The following is a 22,572-nucleotide window of genomic DNA, read 5'->3' as shown; positions in this document are numbered from 1 at the left end:
GCATTATTTTTAAATAGGATGAAGAAAAATATCATTATAACTTTGCTTGCAGCGGCTACTCTTACATCATGTGGGGAGTATAATAAATTGCTGAAAAGCACCGATTACGAATACAAGTACGAAGCCGCCAAAAACTATTTTGCGAAGGGACAGTATAATCGTTCAGCTACGTTGCTGAATGAGTTGATAACCATTCTGAAAGGAACCGATAAAGCGGAAGAATCTTTGTATATGTTGGGAATGAGCTACTATAATCAGAAAGATTATCAGACAGCAGCCCAGACATTTATTACCTATTTCAATACATATCCTCGTGGTACTTTTACCGAATTGGCACGTTTCCATGCAGGTAAGGCTTTATTTCTGGATACTCCGGAACCACGTTTGGATCAGTCAAGCACTTATCAGGCTATCCAGCAATTGCAGATGTTCATGGAGTATTTCCCGAACAGCACAAAGAAGCAGGAAGCACAGGATATGATTTTTGCTTTACAGGATAAACTGGTATTGAAAGAGCTTTATTCAGCAAGGTTATATTATAATCTGGGTAATTATTTGGGCAATAACTATGAGTCTTGTGTAATCACAGCTCAAAATGCATTGAAGGATTATCCTTATACTGATTATCGTGAAGAACTTTCCATTTTGGTTCTGCGTGCAAGACACGAAATGGCTATCTATAGCGTTGAAGACAAGAAGATGGATCGTTACCGCGAAACGATTGATGAATATTACGCTTTTAAGAATGAATTTCCTGAAAGTAAATATTTGAAAGAAGCCGAGAAGATATTCAATGAATCACAGAAAGTAATTAAAGACTAAATTTAAATAGATTTATGGACTACAAAAAAACGAATGCTCCTGCTACAACAGTAACCCGTGATATGATGGAACTCTGTGCTGATACAGGTAATGTTTATGAAACAGTTGCCATTATTGGTAAGCGTGCTAATCAGATCAGTGTAGAAATCAAAAACGATCTTTCTAAGAAACTGGCAGAGTTTGCTTCTTACAATGACAATTTGGAAGAAGTGTTTGAAAATAGAGAGCAAATCGAAATTTCTCGTTATTATGAGAAATTGCCGAAACCGGACTTGATTGCTACGCAAGAATACATCGAAGGGAAAATATATTATAGAAATCCGGCTAAGGAGAAAGAAAAACTTCAGTAATTTATTTTCTGACGAAGAATTTGATAGTCAAGTAGTAAGTGGGATGATGATCCCTGCTCCTTATTGCTTGGCTATTATTGTTTAACTCAACTACTATTTAGAATACTTATGATTCAACGAATTCAAACTGTTTATTTATTGATTGTTGTAGGATTGCTGATTACAGCCATGTGTTTGCCGATGGGCTACTTCATTGATGCGATGGGAGAACATCCTTTTAAGGCATTAGGATTGGAAGTAAACGGTGCTATTCAGTCTACATGGGGCTTATTCGGAATTCTGATGGTTAGCACTATCGTGGCTGTGGCTACTATCTTTTTGTATAAGAACCGTATGTTGCAGATTCGCATGACAATTTTCAATAGCTTATTATTAGTAGGTTATTACATTGCTGCCCTTGCTTTTTATTTTGCATTGAAGAATGATGAAAATATGTTCCGTATAGGCTGGGCATTGTGTTTGCCGCTTGTTTCCATCATCCTGAATATACTGGCTATCCGTGCTATCGGACGGGATGAGGTGATGGTAAAAGCTGCGGATAGATTGCGATAAAAAGGACTAAAGTCCCCAGAAATAGAAATCCCCGCTAATTCGTTTAGAGTTAGTGGGGATTTTTTAGTTCGTTATGAATGGGATTTTGTTTATAAATAAGAGGTTTTAATCTCTTCCTCCTTGAAAGAGGGGTTATTTCTTCAAATCAAATAAATATGTGAGCTTTATGGTAATGGTTCCATGCGCTGCACGGGCGAAATAATCTTTCTTAGTAGTGCTGTAGAAATCAGACAGGGCAAAGTAATAACGGCCTTCAACGATGAAGCTACCAGCTTTCTTTGTTCTAAGTTCTACACCACCACCACCGGCAATACCATAGTCAAATTTATTTTGAATCTTAACTCCGTACAGGGCTTTCTGTGTATCAGATAAGCTATTCATATCAATACCTTTTATTGTTTCCGATTCACTGATTAGAAAGCTGATTTGAGGACCTGCATGGACAAAGAATTGCAATCCTCTGTCTCGTCCGAAAGCGAGGTGAGCGAGGAAAGGAATATCTATATAAGTCATTTTGCGGGTGTAAGTTTTAGTAGGGTCCTTCGAAGTGACTTCATATCCGTTGGCGTCCAGTGATATTGTTTCAAATAATTGGTCCCAGCCTCGTTGCGAGACATTCAACTCGACCTGTGCGCCACAAATCATGGCAAAATACTTCTCGGATATATAACGTGCTGTCAAACCTCCGGTAATTCCCATCAGGCTATTTTGCTTGATGGTGGGAGTAAAAGAAGCACTGTTTAAATTGACACCTCCATTGATACCTACCGATAAATTGTTTCGTGCTTCTCCGATTTGAGCGACAGCAGGAAGGGCAAATCCTGTAAGTAGGAGTGTTGCGATCAAAAATGGTTTTATCTTTATCATTTTCGTATTATTCGAAGTCAAGTTTTACTAATTCAAAATTCTTAGTGAAACGTATGAAGAACACCTTTTTATTAATAAATCCTCCCCAGTTGTTTACACGCTCGAATTTGAATCCGGTCTGGATAGGAGTCAGGTTCATTTTAGGCAGATTGTTTTCCAGTTCCGAGCCATAAAGCGATAATCCTTTCAGGAAGAAGAAGCCGGTGTCAAAACCCAGCATTGCGTAATTAGGGTATTTGCTTGCCAAATCTTTGCTATACCATTTATGGTAAGCATTGGTAAACTGCACAGCTGCCGGGAACAACGTATTCGTATAGAATGAAGAATAGAAATATACATCCAATTCAAAGAAGTTTTCCAGATGATCTCTGGTATAGGTCTGCCATTCCGGATAGCCGAACAGATGAATATTCTCTGCAGGATTCTCTCTGACTAACAGCGTCAGTTGAGGAAGTATCTTAATTAGTAAGACGTTGTTGCCTGATGTCGGAATAAAGATGTTTTCTTTATCACTGCGGAGCGCTGCTTTCAACGTTTCTTTCGTTGCGCTTTCACTGACGGTTCTCATTGGAATTCCTTTACTTTTCAACTCTTGTTTCAAGCCGCTGATAAATTCCGCTTTCTCCTTATCAACGCTCGCCGGTTCTATGAAGATAACGTTTGCATTGGGAAATTGACGGGTGAAGTGCTCGTAAACTTCTGAATATAAGTAAGATTGAGGCGTATTGATCTGATAAACAGCTGGGTTGTTGAATACCTCTTCTCCTTTTTGAGAGAAAGGAATCACCAGGCGTATGTCGTTCTTCTCTGCGAAGTCGGACAATGGCTTTATTTGATTCTGATGCATCGGACCGAAGATGATATTCATACTTTTCATCTCGTTCTTGGCAAGAATCGTATTTAATGTAGAAACCTCTTTTCCGCAATCATATACATATAGATCAAGAGAAATACCTGTACGCTTCAGACTGTCTACTGCCATCAGGAAACCTTCGTAATATTCCACCATGCGTTTGTCTTCCTGGAAAGGCAACAATAAAGCTGCTTTAATGGTAGACAGCTTTTGGGGAGTCTCTTTACTTTTGCGGAAAAGCTCGCTATTGCTGGGAGGAATAGCGTAAGGATCTTCCTTCTGTGTAGGTTGCACGGTCGTTGCTGCCGGGTAAGGGATGCAAAGGAATTGTCCCTTTTTCATGCCTTTTTTCAGTTCCGGGTTAGCTGCAATTAACTCCTGCTCGCTGATTCCATATTCACGGCTCACGCTAAAAATAGTCTCTTTGCGTTTTACCTTATGCATATCCTTGCATTTCGGCACAACAGGACCTTGAATGGTGGTCTGTTCGGTAGGCGTTTGAGTTGCAGTAGCAGTTTGCTCTTCTTTTTTCTGCGGAATCAGGATGACCTGTCCGATGCGGAAATTTTCGGCACTCAAACCGGGGTTTGCTTCACAAATATCTTTGGCGGATACATTATACATGGTTGTCAGTTTGTATAGTGTTTCTCCGGCTTGAATCGTATGGAATGTTTCTCCCTTCTGACTCTCTTTTCCCGTAGGAATTTTGATTGTCTGTCCGGCATAGATCTTTTCGTCACAGCCCGGATTCAGACGTATAATGTCTGATGTAGTGACATTATACATCTTGGAGATGGAGTATAAACTTTGTCCTTTTTCGATGGTATGCAAGAAATATGATTGGTTTTCTTGTGCATAACTGATAGCATATGAAACGCTTATAAAAAGCAAAAATAAGAATATACGGTTTATCGGTTTCATCAAATTATAACTATTGGTTCTTGAAATCAAGGAACAAAGGTACAAATAATGCCCTATATCTTCATAAGATTTGAGTTAAGAAAATAATATTGTGCTTTTTTAGGAGCATATTTCGGGCGGAAACATTAATTTTGCAACATTTATGGAAGGATATGAATATGCAGGAAACAGAATATATTAATGTGTACGGTGCGCGCGTGCACAATTTAAAGGATATTGATGCCGAAATTCCCCGTAACAGTTTGACTGTTATCACCGGATTGAGCGGTAGTGGAAAATCTTCTTTAGCCTTCGATACGATTTTTGCCGAAGGACAGCGTCGTTATATCGAAACTTTTTCAGCGTATGCCCGTAACTTCTTGGGCAATCTGGAACGTCCGGATGTCGATAAGATAACAGGTTTGAGTCCGGTTATCTCCATTGAACAGAAAACAACGAATAAAAATCCCCGTTCTACCGTAGGAACGACTACGGAGATATATGATTATCTCCGTTTGCTGTATGCCCGTGCGGGAGTGGCTTATTCGTATCTGTCGGGTGAGGAGATGGTGAAATATACCGAAGAGCAGATTCTGGACTTGATTCTGAAAGATTATAAAGGAAAGAAAATATATCTGCTGGCTCCGCTAGTTCGTTCACGTAAGGGACATTACAGGGAACTTTTCGAACAAATACGTAAAAAAGGATACCTGTATGTGCGGGTGGACGGAGAAGTGCGTGAAATCACGCATGGTATGAAACTCGACCGCTATAAAAATCACGATGTAGAAGTGGTTATTGATAAATTAGTGGTAGCGGAGAAAGATGACCGGCGCTTGAAACAGAGTGTGGCAACCGCTATGCGCCAGGGAGATGGGTTGATGATGATTCTGGATGCCCAATCTGAAAGTATCCGTCATTATAGTAAGCGGCTCATGTGTCCCGTCACCGGATTGTCTTATCGTGAACCGGCTCCGCATAACTTCTCATTCAATTCACCGCAAGGAGCATGTCCGAAGTGTAAGGGATTGGGAGTAGTCAATCAGATTGATGTGGACAAAGTGATTCCCGATCGTGAACTTTCCATTTATGAAGGAGCGATAGCACCTCTGGGAAAATATAAGAATGCGATGATTTTCTGGCAAATCGGTGCTTTGCTCGAGAAGTACGACGCAACACTGAAAACTCCGATAAAGGAGTTGCCGGACGATGCGATTGATGAAGTATTGTACGGTTCTGACGAACGGATTAAAATCAAGAGTTCGCTGATCGGTACTTCCTCCGATTACTTTGTTACTTACGAAGGAGTGGTGAAGTATATTCAGATGTTGCAGGAAAAGGATGCTTCTGCAACAGCACAGAAATGGGCGGAACAATTTGCCAAAACAACGGTTTGTCCCGAATGTAAAGGGGCTCGTTTGAATAAAGAAGCTTTGCATTTTCGTATCCATGATAAGAATATCAATGAGTTGGCGAATATGGACATCAACGAGTTGTACGACTGGTTGATGAAGGTGGATGAGTTCCTGTCCGATAAGCAGAAGAAAATATCGGTGGAGATTCTGAAAGAGATTCGCACACGTTTGAAGTTCTTGCTGGACGTGGGTCTGGATTATCTGGCATTGAATCGTAGCTCTGTTAGTCTTTCCGGTGGTGAGAGTCAGCGTATCCGCTTGGCTACACAGATTGGTTCGCAATTAGTGAATGTACTTTATATTCTCGACGAGCCGAGTATCGGTCTGCATCAGCGTGATAATCTGCGTCTTATCAACTCGTTGAAAGAACTCCGCGACATGGGGAACTCCGTGATTGTAGTGGAACATGATAAGGATATGATGTTAGCTGCCGACTATGTCATCGATATGGGTCCGAAAGCTGGACGTCTCGGAGGCGAAGTCGTTTTCGCCGGAACCCCGCAGGAGATGCTGAATACAGATACAATGACTTCGCAATATCTGAATGGCAAGATGAAGATAGAAATCCCTGCCAAGCGTAGAAAAGGAAATGGGAAATCTATCTGGCTGAAAGGAGCGAAGGGGAATAACCTGAAGAATGTAGATGTTGAATTTCCGTTGGGTAAACTGATTTGCGTAACTGGTGTATCAGGAAGTGGAAAATCCACCTTGATTAATGAAACTTTGCAGCCGATTCTTTCACAGAAATTCTATCGTTCTTTACAAGATCCTTTGGAATACGATTCGATTGAAGGGTTGGAAAATATAGATAAGGTAGTAGATGTGGATCAATCACCTTTGGGACGTACGCCACGCTCCAATCCTGCGACTTATACCGGTGTGTTTTCTGATATCCGTAACCTGTTTGTGGGTCTGCCGGAAGCTAAGATTCGCGGTTATAAACCGGGACGTTTCTCCTTTAATGTTGCAGGTGGGCGTTGTGAAGCATGTACGGGAAATGGTTATAAGACGATTGAAATGAATTTTCTTCCTGATGTATATGTGCCTTGTGAGGTTTGTCACGGTAAACGTTATAACCGGGAAACACTGGAAGTACGTTTCAAGGGAAAATCAATTGCCGATGTACTTGACATGACGATCAACCGTGCTGTGGAATTCTTTGAAAATGTGCCGCAAATCTTGAATAAGATTAAAGTCTTGCAGGATGTCGGACTCGGATATATAAAACTGGGACAATCTTCTACCACTCTTTCCGGCGGAGAAAGCCAGCGTGTGAAACTGGCAACGGAGCTATCAAAAAGAGATACGGGCAAAACTCTTTATATCCTTGACGAACCGACTACCGGACTTCATTTTGAAGATATCCGTGTATTGATGGGAGTATTGAATAAGCTTGTAGATAAAGGTAATACTGTTATCGTCATCGAGCACAATCTGGATGTGATTAAAATGGCGGATTATATTATCGATATGGGCCCTGAAGGTGGTAAGGGCGGGGGAGAACTCCTTAGTTACGGAACACCGGAAGAAGTTGCGAAGAGCCCTAAAGGATATACACCTAAGTTTCTTCGCGAAGAGCTGGGTCTCTAATTTAAATCATAGAGTGCCAACTTATCGGACAATCTTCGATGAGTTGGCACTTATCATATCATATTCTTTATTTATCAGATACAGAACTTATAAATACAACGAAAATGAAAATCAATAAAACAAATGCCGCACGGCTGTTAGATAAGGCTAAGATAGCCTATGAATTAATTCCCTACGAAGTAGATGAAAACGACTTGAGTGCTGTTCATGTGGCAGCAAGTTTAGGAGAGAACATCGAGCAGGTCTTTAAAACGCTTGTTCTGCACGGCGATAAAAGCGGATATTTTGTCTGTGTCATTCCGGGAGAACATGAAGTTGATTTGAAACTGGCAGCTAAAGCCTCGGGTAACAAGAAGTGCGAGTTGATTCCCGTAAAAGAACTTCTGCCACTTACCGGATATATCCGGGGAGGTTGTTCGCCGATCGGTATGAAAAAGCATTTTCCTACTTATATTCATGAAACCAGCCAGCAATTTCCGTATATTTATGTAAGTGCCGGTGTACGGGGACTTCAGATAAAAATAGCTCCGGAAGATTTGATTCGTGAATCCAGGGCGGAAATTTGTCGTTTATTTGAGGAGTAGTTTAACAAATCATTGTGCAAAAACTCGAGAAAAAGTATATATTTGCAAAATATATGTGGTATCGACCATTAAATCATTAATTTAATAATTTATATTCTATGTTTAACAAACACCCTAAAGGACTGATAGCAGCCGCTTTAGCCAATCTAGGTGAGCGTTTTGGCTTTTATACTATGATGGCTATCCTTGTGCTTTTCTTGCAAGCCAAGTTTGGAATGAATGGAAAAGAAGCAGGATTTATTTACTCAACTTTTTATTTTTCTATTTACATTTTGGCGTTGGTCGGAGGTATTATTGCCGATAAGACGAGGAACTACAAAGGAACTATTTTCACAGGAATTGTGTTAATGGCAGTTGGTTATTTATTATTGGCTATTCCATCTAAGACTCCGGTAGATAACAAGATGCTCTATCTGGTTATTACTTGTGCTAGTTTGTTTGTTATTGCATTTGGAAACGGATTATTTAAAGGAAATTTGCAGGCATTGGTAGGACAGATGTACGATAATCCTCAATATGCCAACATGCGTGACTCCGGTTTCTCTTTATTTTATATGTTTATTAATATCGGTGCTATTTTTGCTCCGTTTGCAGCTGTAGGCGTGCGTAACTGGTGGTTATCTACTTTCGGTTATAATTATGATGCTGATCTTCCTGCTTTGTGCCATGGTCAATTAGCAGGTACTTTGTCGCCTGAAGCTACTGAAACTTATCATACCTTAGTTACCAAAGCTTCTACTGCTCCTGTACAAGACTATACGGCTTTCGCTTCAGATTATTTGAATGTCTTTACTACTGGATTCCATTACGCATTCGGGGTAGCTATTATTGCTATGGCTATTTCTTTAACCATTTATTGGTTGAATAAGAAAAACTTCCCGGATCCCAGCAAAAAGACCGTTGCTTCTTCAGCATCTTCTACAGTTGTAGAAATGAGTGCACAGGAAGTAAAACAACGTATGTATGCTCTGTTTGCTGTATTTGGTGTTGTTATTTTCTTTTGGTTTTCATTCCATCAAAATGGTCTGACTTTGACTTATTTTGCGAAAGAATATACTGACTTGAATCTGTTTGGTATGCCTATTTCAGCAGAGCTCTTCCAATCGTTAAATCCATTTTTTGTAGTGTTCCTGACTCCGGTGATTATGGCTATTTTTGCAAGTCAGCGTAGACGTGGTAAAGAGCCTTCGACTCCTAAAAAGATTGCCATCGGTATGGGAATTGCTGCATTGGCATTTATTGTAATGGCAGTCGGATCTTATTTTGCTAATTTGCCGTTGCATGAGGATATTGTAGCTGTTGGAACTTCACCAGTGAAAGTTACTCCATTTTTATTGATGCTGACCTATCTGATCTTAACAGTAGCTGAACTGTATATCTCTCCATTGGGAATTTCATTTGTATCTAAGGTTGCTCCTCCTAAATATCAAGGTATTATGCAAGGAGGATGGCTGGGAGCAACAGCACTGGGTAATCAGTTGCTAGTGATTGGTGCTATCCTGTACGAATCAATTCCTATTTGGATGACATGGACTGTGTTTGTTGTAGCTTGTACGATTTCAATGTTTACAATGATTTTCATGTTAAAATGGCTGGAACGTGTAGCGAAATAAAATCTTGCCATTAACTAAATAAACAAAATGCCCCGGAACAAGTATCATAAATGTTCCGGGGCATTTTGTTTGTATATCAAATATCCAGTCCCATAATATAATCATTCATATAATACCCGTTACCAATCGGGAAATCACCTTCCCGCAACTTTCTCATTCCCATGTGCTCGTAAAACTGCAAAGCCTTATTATTACGATTTACGTTGAGCTCCATCAAACAAGGTTCCGGGTGTATTTCTTTGATACACTTGATTGCTTCCTTGAATAAAAAACTGCCGCAATGCGTGCCCTGAAAACGGGGGAGGACATATATCTTCTGAAGATGGAATACATCCTTTTCCTGTTGTTGAATGGAAACGTATCCGCATGGTTCATTCTCTTTATAAGCAATGGAGTACACATGTCCCTCTTCCTCCATTTGTTTGCGCACATTGGAAGGTGCATACATCCAGTCCATCATATAATCCAGTTGTTCGGGAGATAAAATTTCCTTGTAGGTGGCGGGGAATACCTCCTTTGCCATCTTATGAATAAGCTCGCAATCGGCTACCGTTGCTTTTCGAATTGTAAACATACGTATTTTCTATTTCTTGGTTTAACGGGCACAAATATAGCCATTATTTCTTTTTATAATAAGGTGGAGAGTCTCTAATGTTTTAATTATTATTAATTTATAGTACTTTGCAATGCAAGGTACTAAAGTAATGCATATATTTGTGCATCTAAAAGAAGTGAATAATGAAAGTAGACAATGTAAAATCACAGATGAGGAAAGGCATGCTTGAATATTGTATCATGCTTTTGTTGCACAAGGAGCCCGCTTATGCTTCTGATATTATTCAGAAATTGAAAGAAGCCCAACTGATTGTAGTGGAAGGCACCTTGTATCCATTGCTTACCCGTCTGAAAAATGATGACCTGTTAAGTTATGAGTGGGTAGAATCTACCCAGGGACCTCCCCGCAAATACTATAAACTCACTGAACAAGGAGAAGTCTTTTTGGGAGAGCTGGAAATTTCCTGGAAAGAACTTAACGATACAGTGAATCATATAGCCAATAGATAATCCGAAAAAGAAGAAATAAAAATGAAAAAGACATTGACCATAAATTTAGGAGGAATTGTCTATCATATAGATGACGATGCCTACCGACTGTTAGATAATTATCTGTCTAATTTGAAGCATTACTTTCGTAAACAGGAGGGTGCGGAAGAGATCGTAAACGATATTGAGATGCGTATTGCCGAACTGTTTGCAGAGAAAGTAACTGAAGGAAAACAGGTCATCACAGTTTCGGATGTAGAAGAAATTATCGCTCGTGTCGGCAAACCGGAAGACTTTGGAATTGCTGATGAGGATATGGACTCACAGAAAAGAACGGAACAAACATCGTCCGCTAATCAAGGCAGTACGCAAACCGCTGCTCAACGCCGCTGGTTTCGTGATCCGGATAATAAATTGTTGGGAGGCGTAGCGGCAGGATTGGCAGCTTACTTCGGTTGGGACATCACATTAGTGCGTATATTGATGATTATCCTTGTATTTGTACCTTATTGCCCGATGATTATACTTTATATTATCGGATGGATCGTTATTCCGGAAGCCCGTACTGCCGCGGAAAAATTGAGTATGCGTGGAGAAGCAGTGACCATTGAGAATATTGGCAAAACAGTGACAGACGGTTTCGAACGTGTAGCGGACGGAGTTAACAACTATATGAACTCCGGCAAACCTCGTACCTTTCTTCAAAAGATAGGCGATGTATTTGTTTCCATTGCTGCTGTTCTCTTTAAAATATTTCTGGTAGCTCTTGTCATTCTCTGCTGTCCTGTCTTGTTCGTACTGGCCGTTGTACTGGTAGCACTGGTGTTTGCAGCAATTGCCGTGGCAGTTAGCGGAGGAGCACTGCTTTACGAGATGCTGCCTGCTATCGACTGGATGCCGGTTGCTTCCGTATCTCCAATGATGACACTGCTAGGTACGATTGCCGGAGTTGCCCTCATCGGCATTCCGTTAGGAGCTTTCTTGTATACTATCTTGCGGCAATTATTCCATTGGTCACCGATGGGAACGGGTTTGAAATGGTCGCTATTGATTCTATGGATATTGGGTGCAGTCATAATGATTATTAATCTTTCAGCTCTTGGCTGGCAACTGCCTTTGTATGGCTTGCACTGCTCTTAACGAAGTCTCATTCTATTAAAAAAGGATAATATTTATTCCTTTATAAGTAAATGTACCCCGATAGTGTGTCCGGGGTACATTTTTTGTTTACTCTAATTCATCGTAAATCGAGAAATTTTTAGTAAGTTTGTAAATACGTATTCAGGAAATAAAAATGGGTGAACATATATGTTTTAGGAGAAACGAACGTTTAGCGACAGTCAACCCTTATTGGAGAGGAAATCCGATGGTGCGCGGGCGTTTTTTTAATCGGCAGCATCGCTTCCGTCCGGGGATGGGGAGTGTACTGAAATGGCGTCTTTCGCCCAATCCCCAACGCAAAGAGAAGAAAACGGTGAAATGGGATCCAAAAGTTTGTTATCTCCGTTCATTGGATGCAGTGGTGGGAGATTCCCTGATATGGCTCGGACATAATTCTTTCTTTCTCCAGTTAGCAGGTAAACGAATCATGTTCGATCCTGTGTTCGGCAGTATTCCTTTTGTGAAGAGACAGAGCGAGTTTCCCGCTAATCCTGACATATTTACGGGGATTGATTATCTACTTGTCAGCCATGACCATTTCGATCATTTGGATAAACAGAGTATAGCCCGTTTACTGAAGAATAACCCGCAAATGAAACTCTTTTGCGGCTTGGGAACCGGTGAGCTGATTCAGGGATGGTTTCCCGAAATGAAAGTGATTGAAGCCGGATGGTATCAACAAATGGAAGATGAGGGATTGAAGATTACTTTTCTACCGGCACAACACTGGAGCAAACGTTCCGTACGTGATGGTGGCCAGCGACTGTGGGGAGCTTTCATGCTGCAAGGAAATGGAATTTCTCTTTATTATAGCGGTGATACAGGTTATTCCAGTCACTTCCGTGAGATTCCCGATCTGTTCGGAGCACCGGATTATGCTTTGTTAGGCATCGGGGCATACAAACCTCGCTGGTTTATGCGTCCCAATCATATATCGCCTTACGAATCATTGACTGCCGCCGAGGAAATGCATGCTGGTCTTACCATTCCCATGCATTATGGCACATTCGATTTGTCTGACGAGCCTTTGCATGATCCCCCGAAAGTCTTCGCAACAGAGGCTAAGAAACGGAAGATTCCGGTGAAGATTCCCTATTTGGGAGAGATTGTGAAATTGAATAAACAGAAATAATTAGATAAGTACCTGCCATGAATTAATCGTTATTTTTCTAGGTACGGATTTCACGGTTTTTAGTGTTGTTATTGTTGCAAAGTAACCGTGTTAATCTGTGTAATCCGTGCCTAAATTATTATATAAACTAATTATGAATACATATTTACGAATAAAGAGATGAAGAAATTAGAAGTAAAAGATTTGAAAGAAAACTTTTTCGAAGCGATTGGAAAAGAGTGGATGCTGGTTACAGCCGGAACAAAAGAGAAGTTTAACACGATGACAGCAAGTTGGGGTGGCATCGGCTGGTTGTGGAATAAACCGGTTGCTTTCGTTTTTATCCGTCCCGAACGGTATACATACGAGTTTGTAGAGAAGAACGATTACCTGACACTTTCTTTCTTAGGAGAAGAAAATAAGAAAATTCACGCTGTTTGTGGTTCCAAGTCGGGACGTAATATGGATAAAGTAAAAGAAACCGGATTGAAACCTGTATTTACAGAAAAAGGAAATGTCCTGTTCGAGCAGGCACGTTTGAGTCTGGAATGTAAGAAACTTTATGCTGACACTATCAAACCGGAATGTTTTCTGGATAAAGAATCAATAGAGAAGTGGTACGGTGGTGCTCATGGAGGTTTCCATAAGATGTATATTGTAGAAATTGAAAATATTTATTCGGAGTAAATTTAGCGAACTTTTTTATAATTTTAGCCGATTTTGATGAATGCAATGGAGAAGCCCCTGAACTCAAAAGATTGAGAACAGGGGCTTCTTTTAGTTTATTATGTTTATTCTACTATGTAATTAACGTAAAATTTTATTTAGACGGAGCTTTTTTCACCCATTTGTCCAACCATTCAAAGAATGTGCGTTGCCATAGAACCCCATTCTGTGGCTTCAATACCCAGTGGTTTTCATCCGGATAAATTAGCAGCTCTGCAGGAACACCACGCATCACGGCAGCATCAAAAGCAGCCATAGCCTGATTAGCCAGGATACGGTAGTCTTTTTCTCCATGGATACAGAGAATAGGAGTATCCCATTTCTCTACGAATAGGTGAGGAGAGTTGGCAAACGTACGCTGTGCCACCGGATTCTGTTTTTCCCAGTATGCGCCTCCCATATCCCAGTTGGCAAACCATTTTTCTTCAGTTTCCAGATATTGCATTTCCATGTTGAAGATACCATCATGAGCAATGAACGCTTTGAACCGTTTGTCGTGATGTCCGGCCAACCAATATACGGAGAATCCTCCGAAGCTGGCACCTACGCATCCCAGACGATCTTTGTCCACATACGGCTCTTTTGCCATTTCATCGATAGCAGTGAAGTAATCCTTCATACACTGGCCACCGTAATCGCCGCTAATCTGTTCGTTCCATTCCACACCGAATCCCGGCAAACCGCGACGGTTCGGAGCAACGATGATATAATCATTAGCTGCCATAATCTGGAAGTTCCAGCGATAAGACCAGAACTGGCTTACCGGACTCTGCGGACCTCCTTCGCAGAACAGTAAAGTCGGATATTTCTTGTTCGGATCAAACTGTGGAGGATAAATCACCCATGTCAACATCTGTTTACCATCTGTTGTTTTCATCCAGCGACCTTCCACTTTACCCATTTCCAACTGGTCATAGATTTGTTTGTTCTCCTGTGTCAGTTGAGTGGTAGAACCATCCAGTGCCACAGAGTAAATCTCATCCCCCATACTCATTGAATGACGTTTCGCAATCAGCTTATCTCCGAAAAGAGCTACCCCTTCGTAATCATACATTCCTGAAGTAATAGCCTTTACCGAATCATTTGCCAGGTCAAGCGCATAAATTTGTGATTCTCCATGCCATACACCTGTGAAATAGATCACTTTAGCATCTGCTCCCCAGACAAAAGCATCCACATTCGATTCGAATGTCTTACTCACAAAACGCTTCTCGCCAGTTTCCAGGTTCATGATGAACAGACGGTTCAAATCCGCTTCGTATCCGTCACGTTCCATGCTCTGCCAGGCAATATACTTGCCGTCCGGTGAGTATTGCGGGTTGGTATCATATCCTTTGTTCTCTTCAGTAATATTTTCTGTTTTCTTAGTATTCAAGTCATAGATATAAATATCAGAGTTGGTAGAAATCGCATATTCCAGTCCTGTCTTTTTACGGCAAGTGTAAGCCACTTTGTCCGAAGTCATATTCCAGGCAAGTTGCTCAATGCCACCCCAAGGCTTCATCGGACTTTCATACGGTTCGTCGTTCAGAATATCCACAATATTGGAAATGCCGTTACCATCAAAGTCGGCAACAAAAGGATGCGGAGCGGTTGTCACCCATTCATCCCAATGTTTGTACATCAGGTCGGTAACGATGATACCGGTAGCTTTCGGCAGGTCCGGATACTTATCAGCAGTGCTTTCTTTCGTCTTTACTTGTGAAATAAACAGCAGTTTTTTGCCATCCGGTGAGATGGAATATCCTTCAATATCTCCGTCGTAGTTGGTCAGCTGCTTGCGCCCGCTACCATCCGGATTCATTTCATAAAGCTGGCTGCTTCCGTTGTCATTACTTAAGAATGCCAGTTTGGTGCCTCCCTTAATCCAAGTCACCTCATTTTCCTGATACGGGGTATGAGTGATTTGTTGATTTTCGCTTCCATCTGCGTTCATTACGAAAACTTCGCGGTTACTTTTGTTTTCCGGTACGCTGTAATACGCTACCGTATACGCAATTTTCTTTCCGTCGGGCGATACGGCGAATCCGCCGATACGTCCCATAGCCCAAAGTGCTTCGGGAGTCATGCGCTTCCCTTCGATCTTAATATCCGATTTCTCGATAAGCACCTGATCTGTCTTGCCTGCGTCTTTGGTTCCTCCGCAGGCAGCTAACAACATTGCTGCCGACATCATAATTAAATTAGCTTGTCTCATATATTTTATAAAATGTTTATTTTCTTGCGAAGATAGTGAAAAAAGGATTTAAATCTTCTTTTTCTGCCAGTTTCCTTTCTTCATATACCAGTAGCAGAACATCAGCGTGAAAATACCATATACGCATTCCGTTGTCCAGGCAAATGCGACGTCCATCCGCAGATACATGATGAAATATGCAGAGTATGTGACGTAGATAGCCAATACACAAAGTTCCATAGCCAGTGCAGTCCGCGTATTCCCTGTACCTGATACCGATTGGAAATAAACATTGGCAGGCACCAGCACCAGATAGGCAGAACACAATACCCATAGTGAAGGCACGGATGCTGCTCTCAAATCCGGCATATCTGTATAAATACGTAGGATCAGATCCGGAAATAGACAGAAGAATATCAGAATTGGCAATACAAATATATATCCAATGCGAATGTGCTGCCTGATAGTACCCCGTACACAATCCTGTTCACCTGCACCGATCAGATTGCTGACCAATGAACCACAGGTGGATGCAAATGCCATTGCAATCATAAACGGGATTCCCGATACGTTTCGGATAATGTTCGCGATTGCCAAAGAGCGCTCTCCCAAATGTTCCACAAATAGAAAGAACATAAACCAGGTAGACAAAGAAACAAAGTTCTGAATCATTGTCCACACAGAAACATTCAGTATTCGTTTCAGTGTTTTCCCTTGGAACTTAGGCAGTATATTCAATGCATACTTCCTGCAGTCAATCCGCTTCCAGGTATAGATGATAAAGAAAATCACCGATACCATTTCAGCCAGCGAAGAGCCGATAGCAGCACCGGCAATTCCCAATTGCGGGAAACCGAATTTACCGAAAATCAGGATATAATTGAATACCACATTCGAAAGTACCATCACAATAGAGTTCAAAGTCAGCGTCTTGGTTTGTGTCGTACCTACAAAGAAGGCGCGGAACATGACCATGATAAAAGAGAAGAAGAACCCGTACACACGCCAGTGAATATAACTCTCGGCTGCATCGTAAATGTGAGGAGACGAAATGATATTCTTGAGGATATATGGTGAGAATACGATGGAGAACGTGAATAAAATCACTGCCATGGCAAGCAGGAAATATATGCCCTGATAAAAAATGGGTCCGATTTCCTTGTAGTTTCCTTCTCCATTGCGACGCGCAATTAATATCTGGGCACCGATGCTGAAACCGAATGCCATCATGAAAATGGCAAGGTAATATACACCTGCAATGGCGGAAGCACCTAATTCGATTTCTCCGACACGTCCCAGAAAAGCAGTGTCCGTCATACCAATCATCTGTTCCATAATCAGACTGATTAGGATAGGGTAGGAGATTGTCCAGATTTGTTTATAAGAATATTTAGTTTTCATCTTATTTTATTTTTTAGAGAAAGAAAGCCGGGCAACCAAAATAGGATGTCCGGCTTTCTTAGAATATGATTCAGGAATTACTCCTTATTTTTTATTCTGTCTTTGCTGCTGCAATTGCTCTTGTTGCTTTTGCATCGCCTCCAGGCGAGCAGCAAATCCGGTCTTTTTCATTTGTTTCGGGTCTTTCTTTTTCGCTTCAAGAATAGCCAACAATTTAGTTTCGTCAGTCGTTCTACGAAGCAGAATCATAGTACCCACACTAATCAGCGTTGACACGAAGTAGTAATAGTTCAAACCTGACGGATAATCGTTCAAGACGAACAAGAACATAATCGGCATCAGATACATCATCCATTTCATAGCCGCCATTTGTGGCTGCGCTCCGGTATCCTGCATAGACATTGTGTACTTTGTGTTCAAGATGTTTGTCAACGTCATCAGCAAGCAGAACAAGCTAAGGTGATTGCCAAGGAACGGGATATGGAACGGGAATGTGATGATAGCGTCATAAGTAGAAAGGTCGTCCGCCCACAAGAAACTCTGTTGACGCAGTTCGATAGCACTCGGCACGAACATAAACAAAGCCATCAGGATAGGGAACTGCAATAACATCGGCAGACAGCCACCCATCGGGCTTACCCCGTATTGGCTGTAAAGGCTCATCACCTCCTGCTGTTTCTTCATTGCATCTTCCTGCTTGGGATATTTCTTGTTGATTTCATCAATTTTCGGTTTCAATACACGCATCTTGGCAGAAGACATGTACGTTTTCCAGGTAGCCGGATAAACCAGCACTTTCACCATAATAGTCAGAATCAACAGAACGATACCCATGCTCAATCCCCAGCCGGACAACCAGTCGAATACGTTGATCGTGATAAACTGGTTAATCCAGCGAATCAGCGGCCAACCCAGGTAAACCAGTCGGTGAAGCTCCCATTTCTCGTCACGTCCTTTATCCAGCGCTTTCAGCGTCTTGAAGTGGTTCGGACCGAAGTAGAAGTACATCTCTGTCGGTTCTTTGCCTGACGGATCAAAGAAAGTATTCATTTCAGCAGAATAATCTTTGATATATCCGCTTCCCTGTTGTTCCATTTTTGACTTAACGGAAACCTTGTCGAAATCCTGTTCAGCGATAAATACAGACGAGAAGAACTGATTCTTGAAAGCTACCCAATCAATGCGTCCCGGCAAATCCTGACTGTCATCTTTGGCAGCAGACAAGTTGTCTACATTGTCACCTGTTACTTTATAAGTCAGTTCCGACAGACGATTCTCATAAGTGAATCCTTTTTCCAGTTGGCGGGCACGTTGTGACCAGTCGATGTCCACATACTTAGTACTAGCCAACTTGTCTTCCATGCCTGTCGCTTTGATTTCAAAGTTCATCAGGTAGCTATCCGGTTTCAGCGTATAGATGAAATCGATATAGCTTGCGCTATCCGCAGCCAGGCGCATTGTAACACTACTGTCCGTCTTGTTCACAGCTTCAAAGAAATAATCTTTGGTCTGGATGGCTCCTGCCTTGTTGTAAAAGTTGAAGTTCATCGAAGCATCGTCACCGTCGAACAACATGACCGGCGTCTTTTTGTCTTGTGCCATATAATCTTTCAGCATGGCTGAATAGACACGTCCGCCTTTGGTTGTGAAAGTGATTTCCGCTACATTATTCTGGATGCTGATTTTAGAGTCGGTTCCATGCAAGGCATTGAAAAACAAAGCAGAAGAATCGGCAGCCGATGCCACCTCTTTTTGACTGTTAGCCAGTGCAGCTTCCGTTTTAGCCTTCAACGCTTCCTCCTGCTGCTGTACCACGGCAATAGAATCGTAGTATTTCTTTTGCGCAGCTATCTGTTCCTCGCTTGGACGGCTCAAAAAACTGAATCCTACCAATAATATACCTATCAGAACGAGACCTGTGATGGTGTTTTTATCCATTCTTATTTTAATTACAAATTATATAAATTACAAACTACCGGTTGTTTACCACGTATCGTTAGCCGTTCACCGTTGCTTTTTCGTTTTCGATGGCAGCTTTCACAAATGCAACGAACAACGGATGAGGGTTCAGTACCGTACTGCCATATTCCGGATGGAACTGTGTACCGACAAACCATTTCAAAGTTGGGATCTCAACGATTTCTACCAGATCCGATTCCGGGTTGATACCTACACATTTCATGCCGGCAGCTTCATATCGGTCTTTATAATCATTGTTGAACTCATAGCGATGGCGGTGACGTTCCTGAATATGTTCCTGTCCGTAAGCCTGATATGCTTTCGAACCTTTCTGCAATACACATTCGTAAGCACCCAGACGCATCGTACCACCCATATTGGTGATTGCTTTCTGCTCTTCCATGATATCAATCACGTTGTGCGGAGTCTTTTCATCCATTTCACGTGAGTTGGCATCTGCGTATCCTAGTACGTTGCGTGCAAACTCAATAGCAATACATTGCATACCCAGACAAATACCGAAAGTCGGAATGTCATGTGTACGTGTATATTTGATAGCGACAAACTTGCCGTCGATACCCCGTTGACCGAATCCCGGACCAATCATTACGCCCGCCATACCTTTCAAAGCTTCAGCTACATTCTCATCTGTCAGTTTCTCGCTGTTTACGAAATGAACTTCCACTTTGCGGTCATTGTAAGTACCCGCTTGCGATAAAGCTTCACGGATAGACTTGTAAGCGTCCTGCAAATCGTATTTTCCAACCAGTGCAATATTGATCGGTTCTTTAGTCTCTGCAGCGTGACGACGTTCCAGGAATTTACGCCATGGGCCGAGTCCCGGAGTTTCTCCTACCGGCAGTCCCATCTTTTCGAGGATAGTGCTGTCCAGCCCTTGCGCTTGCATCAGGATAGGTACTTCGTAAATTGTTTCCGCGTCGATAGACTGCACAACGGCTTTATCGTCTACATTACAGAATTGTGCCACTTTCTTACGCAATCCGTCACTTAGCGGATGCTCGGCACGCAGTACCAGTACATCCGGCTGAATACCCACACTTTGGAGTTCCTTTACAGAATGTTGCGTCGGTTTTGTTTTCAATTCTCCGGCAGCAGCAAGATAAGGAACATAGGTCAAGTGTACGCAAAGAGCGTTCTTACCGAGTTCCCATTTCAACTGACGGATACTTTCGAGGTAAGGGAGTGATTCGATGTCACCTACCGTACCACCGATTTCAGTAATCACAAAATCAAACTTGTATTTATTACCAAGCAGTTTTACATTCCGTTTGATCTCGTCTGTGATGTGGGGAATCACCTGGATCGTTTTACCCAGATAATCTCCACGACGTTCCTTGTCAATGACGCTCTTGTAGATACGTCCCGTAGTAATGTTGTTCGCCTTTGTCGTTTGTATACCCAGGAATCGCTCATAGTGTCCCAAGTCGAGGTCGGCTTCGTGTCCGTCTACGGTTACATAGCACTCTCCGTGCTCATAAGGATTCAATGTTCCCGGGTCGATGTTGATATACGGGTCAAACTTCTGGATGGTTACATTATAACCTCTTGCTTGCAGCAACTTACCGATGGATGATGAGATGATCCCTTTTCCTAAAGAAGAGGCAACACCACCGGTGACGAAAATATACTTTGTTTCTCCCACAGCTATAACTGTTTTAATAATTGTTTACTTAGTAGTATTCTTACGAACTTAAAAACCGCAAAATTATAAAAAAAAGAGGAAGATTACAGTCTTTCGTCTCCACAATTTTATTAAAAAATGCAATTTTAAAAGAATCCTATGATTTCTGAACAAAATAATGTAGCTTTGCACCCTAAACCATAGACAAATATGATGAGAATTACTACTTTATGTTCAGCGTTTATTCTGTCAATCTTATCGTTATCGCTTCTTGCACAGGAATCTGTCGATCCCTCTCCACTTCCGACTGACTCTCTGCAGCCTGCTCCTGAAGTGATTAAACCTGCCAAAACGGTTAAATCTTCAACAGTTGTGGCAAAAGCCAGAGTCGTGAAAGCAGATACGCTTTCGGCGGAGCTTCAGAAATATTTGATGCTCAAACTGAATATGTCGGGGCCGACTCCGAAACTGGATACCGTTTCTTATTTATATAATAAGTATGTCGCGCAATTAGATTATTTGAACGACCTGTCTGTGCCGCCACGTTATATTCCGTCTGATCCCGATTATTTCCGCCTGTTCACACCATTGGCATATTATTATGCTCCGATGGCACAATATTCGAAATTGGAATGGAAGCCTATGCAATGGGACACCACTCCTCAACTGACAGCGGAACTTCTGCCTTATGATACCCTGGCATTTACTAAGACCCAGCGTGTCGAAAAAATAGTGAATAGTGCATTGATGGATCTTTATTTGGAACATCCGAACTTAGTTGTCACTACAGAAGACCGTATTATGAGTCGTGATGTATTCCGTCATGATGTGAAGCCAAAGATATCTCCGAAAGCAACAGTTATCCATCTGTTCCAACCGGAAAATATGGATGATAATGTAGGAAAAGCCAATATGAAGATTAGTCGGCCGAACTGGTGGGTGACCGGAGGTAACGGATCGTTGCAGATTAGCCAGAACCACCTTTCGGATAACTGGTATAAGGGAGGTGAAAGTAACTTCTCCGGATTAGCCACTTTTCAGATTTTTGCCAACTATAATGACAATGAAAAGGTGCTGTTTGAGAACCAGCTGGAAGCTAAAGTAGGTATGACTTCCACTCCGTCAGATGAATACCATAAATATCTGTTCAATACAGACCAATTTCGTTTGTATAATAAATTAGGTTTGAGAGCTTTCAAGAATTGGTATTATACCATTTCGTCCGAGTTTAAGACACAGTTTTTCAATGGATATAAAGCTAACAGCGAAGAATTGGTTTCATCTTTCATGTCTCCGGCAGATTTGGCGGTCAGTGTCGGTATGGATTATAAATTGAGTAAGAAGAAATTTAATCTTTCTGTGTTTATGGCGCCGTTGACTTATAACTTGCGTTATATCGGTAATTCTGAAGTAGACGAAACAAAGTTTGGCTTAGACAAAGGAAAATGCTCTAAAAACGACTTTGGTTCCCAGTTGCAATCCACATTGAACTGGACCATCATCTCTGCAGTAACTTTAGAGTCTCGTCTCAATTATCTGACCAACTATCATTGGGCACGTGTAGAATGGGAAAATACATTCAACTTCGTTTTGAACCGTTATCTTTCTACCAAGCTCTATATACATACCCGTTTTGACGATAGCTCGAAACCGACTGAAGGAGACAGCTTCTTCCAGTTGAAAGAATTGCTTAGCTTCGGTATCAATTATAAGTGGTAAGTAAATCGAAAGAATAGAAATCAGGCGCGGAAATTCCGCGCCTGATTTGTTTAGGGATGTTGTATAAAATATGGGTGGTAGAATAGA

General features: G+C 41.6%; 18 protein-coding genes. 11 read left to right on the top strand and 7 right to left on the bottom strand.

What is annotated here, in order from left to right:
* The first annotated feature begins 18 nt into the window (after positions 1–18).
* The 3 genes from DWZ47_RS10910 to DWZ47_RS10900 all read left to right on the top strand — a co-directional run bounded on the left by DWZ47_RS10910 (position 19) and on the right by DWZ47_RS10900 (position 1,724).
* Positions 19–822, top strand: a complete 804-nt coding sequence (locus DWZ47_RS10910) for an outer membrane protein assembly factor BamD (RefSeq protein WP_004299990.1) — start codon at positions 19–21, stop codon at positions 820–822.
* A gap of 14 nt (positions 823–836) precedes the next feature.
* Positions 837–1,172 (top strand): DNA-directed RNA polymerase subunit omega, encoded by a 336-nt coding sequence (locus DWZ47_RS10905; protein WP_004299989.1) that lies wholly within the window; start codon positions 837–839, stop codon positions 1,170–1,172.
* A gap of 108 nt (positions 1,173–1,280) precedes the next feature.
* A complete protein-coding gene (locus DWZ47_RS10900) occupies positions 1,281–1,724 on the top strand; it encodes a DUF4293 domain-containing protein (RefSeq protein ID WP_004299988.1) in 444 nt (147 codons plus the stop codon).
* 132 nt (positions 1,725–1,856) lie between these two features.
* Here the strand turns inward: DWZ47_RS10900 and DWZ47_RS10895 are convergent, their stop codons facing one another.
* Entirely contained in the window at positions 1,857–2,591 is a 735-nt protein-coding gene (locus tag DWZ47_RS10895; RefSeq protein WP_004299987.1) for a porin family protein, read from the bottom strand.
* A gap of 7 nt (positions 2,592–2,598) precedes the next feature.
* Complete coding sequence (locus DWZ47_RS10890; protein ID WP_004317903.1) at positions 2,599–4,365, bottom strand: LysM peptidoglycan-binding domain-containing protein; 1,767 nt, start codon at positions 4,363–4,365, stop codon at positions 2,599–2,601.
* Between the two features lie 158 nt (positions 4,366–4,523).
* Between DWZ47_RS10890 and uvrA the strand changes: the two genes are divergently transcribed.
* From uvrA to DWZ47_RS10875, 3 genes are all read left to right on the top strand, one after another.
* Positions 4,524–7,349, top strand: coding sequence for an excinuclease ABC subunit UvrA (gene uvrA, locus DWZ47_RS10885; protein WP_004303626.1), 2,826 nt, complete (start codon positions 4,524–4,526; stop codon positions 7,347–7,349).
* 104 nt (positions 7,350–7,453) lie between these two features.
* Positions 7,454–7,933, top strand: a complete 480-nt coding sequence (gene ybaK, locus DWZ47_RS10880; RefSeq protein ID WP_004309260.1) for a Cys-tRNA(Pro) deacylase — start codon at positions 7,454–7,456, stop codon at positions 7,931–7,933.
* A 98-nt stretch (positions 7,934–8,031) separates the two neighbouring features.
* Positions 8,032–9,546 (top strand): peptide MFS transporter, encoded by a 1,515-nt coding sequence (locus DWZ47_RS10875; RefSeq protein ID WP_004299982.1) that lies wholly within the window; start codon positions 8,032–8,034, stop codon positions 9,544–9,546.
* A gap of 76 nt (positions 9,547–9,622) precedes the next feature.
* Here DWZ47_RS10875 and DWZ47_RS10870 read toward each other — a convergent pair whose 3' ends face one another.
* A complete protein-coding gene (locus DWZ47_RS10870) occupies positions 9,623–10,120 on the bottom strand; it encodes a GNAT family N-acetyltransferase (RefSeq protein ID WP_004299981.1) in 498 nt (165 codons plus the stop codon).
* 164 nt (positions 10,121–10,284) lie between these two features.
* Here DWZ47_RS10870 and DWZ47_RS10865 point away from each other — a divergent pair, with 164 nt between their 5' ends.
* From DWZ47_RS10865 to DWZ47_RS10850, 4 genes are all read left to right on the top strand, one after another.
* Positions 10,285–10,611: a PadR family transcriptional regulator gene (locus DWZ47_RS10865; protein WP_004299980.1), complete on the top strand. Its 327-nt coding sequence runs from the start codon at positions 10,285–10,287 to the stop codon at positions 10,609–10,611.
* Positions 10,612–10,632: 21 nt separating this feature from the next.
* Complete coding sequence (locus DWZ47_RS10860; protein ID WP_004299979.1) at positions 10,633–11,730, top strand: PspC domain-containing protein; 1,098 nt, start codon at positions 10,633–10,635, stop codon at positions 11,728–11,730.
* Positions 11,731–11,884: 154 nt separating this feature from the next.
* Positions 11,885–12,883, top strand: a complete 999-nt coding sequence (locus tag DWZ47_RS10855; protein WP_004309258.1) for an MBL fold metallo-hydrolase — start codon at positions 11,885–11,887, stop codon at positions 12,881–12,883.
* Between the two features lie 159 nt (positions 12,884–13,042).
* Complete coding sequence (locus DWZ47_RS10850) at positions 13,043–13,549, top strand: flavin reductase family protein (protein WP_117513136.1); 507 nt, start codon at positions 13,043–13,045, stop codon at positions 13,547–13,549.
* Positions 13,550–13,682: 133 nt separating this feature from the next.
* Here the strand turns inward: DWZ47_RS10850 and DWZ47_RS10845 are convergent, their stop codons facing one another.
* The 4 genes from DWZ47_RS10845 to DWZ47_RS10830 all read right to left on the bottom strand — a co-directional run bounded on the left by DWZ47_RS10845 (position 13,683) and on the right by DWZ47_RS10830 (position 20,787).
* A complete protein-coding gene (locus DWZ47_RS10845; RefSeq protein WP_117513134.1) occupies positions 13,683–15,785 on the bottom strand; it encodes an alpha/beta hydrolase family protein in 2,103 nt (700 codons plus the stop codon).
* 48 nt (positions 15,786–15,833) lie between these two features.
* Positions 15,834–17,165 (bottom strand): multidrug efflux MATE transporter BexA, encoded by a 1,332-nt coding sequence (gene bexA / locus DWZ47_RS10840; RefSeq protein WP_004309255.1) that lies wholly within the window; start codon positions 17,163–17,165, stop codon positions 15,834–15,836.
* Positions 17,166–17,249: 84 nt separating this feature from the next.
* Entirely contained in the window at positions 17,250–19,103 is a 1,854-nt protein-coding gene (gene yidC / locus DWZ47_RS10835) for a membrane protein insertase YidC (RefSeq protein WP_008643796.1), read from the bottom strand.
* A 58-nt stretch (positions 19,104–19,161) separates the two neighbouring features.
* Positions 19,162–20,787 carry a CTP synthase gene (locus DWZ47_RS10830; RefSeq protein WP_004299973.1) on the bottom strand — a complete coding sequence of 542 codons (1,626 nt, stop codon included), beginning with the start codon at positions 20,785–20,787 and terminating at the stop codon, positions 19,162–19,164.
* Between the two features lie 189 nt (positions 20,788–20,976).
* On the opposite strand from DWZ47_RS10830, the gene DWZ47_RS10825 reads away from it, so the two are divergent.
* Positions 20,977–22,485, top strand: coding sequence for a DUF3078 domain-containing protein (locus tag DWZ47_RS10825; RefSeq protein ID WP_117513132.1), 1,509 nt, complete (start codon positions 20,977–20,979; stop codon positions 22,483–22,485).
* Positions 22,486–22,572: the final 87 nt, after the last annotated feature.

Source organism: Bacteroides sp. AF32-8BH (assembly GCF_003435205.1).
Classification (GTDB): domain Bacteria; phylum Bacteroidota; class Bacteroidia; order Bacteroidales; family Bacteroidaceae; genus Bacteroides; species Bacteroides ovatus.
This window is presented reverse-complemented; position numbering and strand designations above follow the sequence as displayed.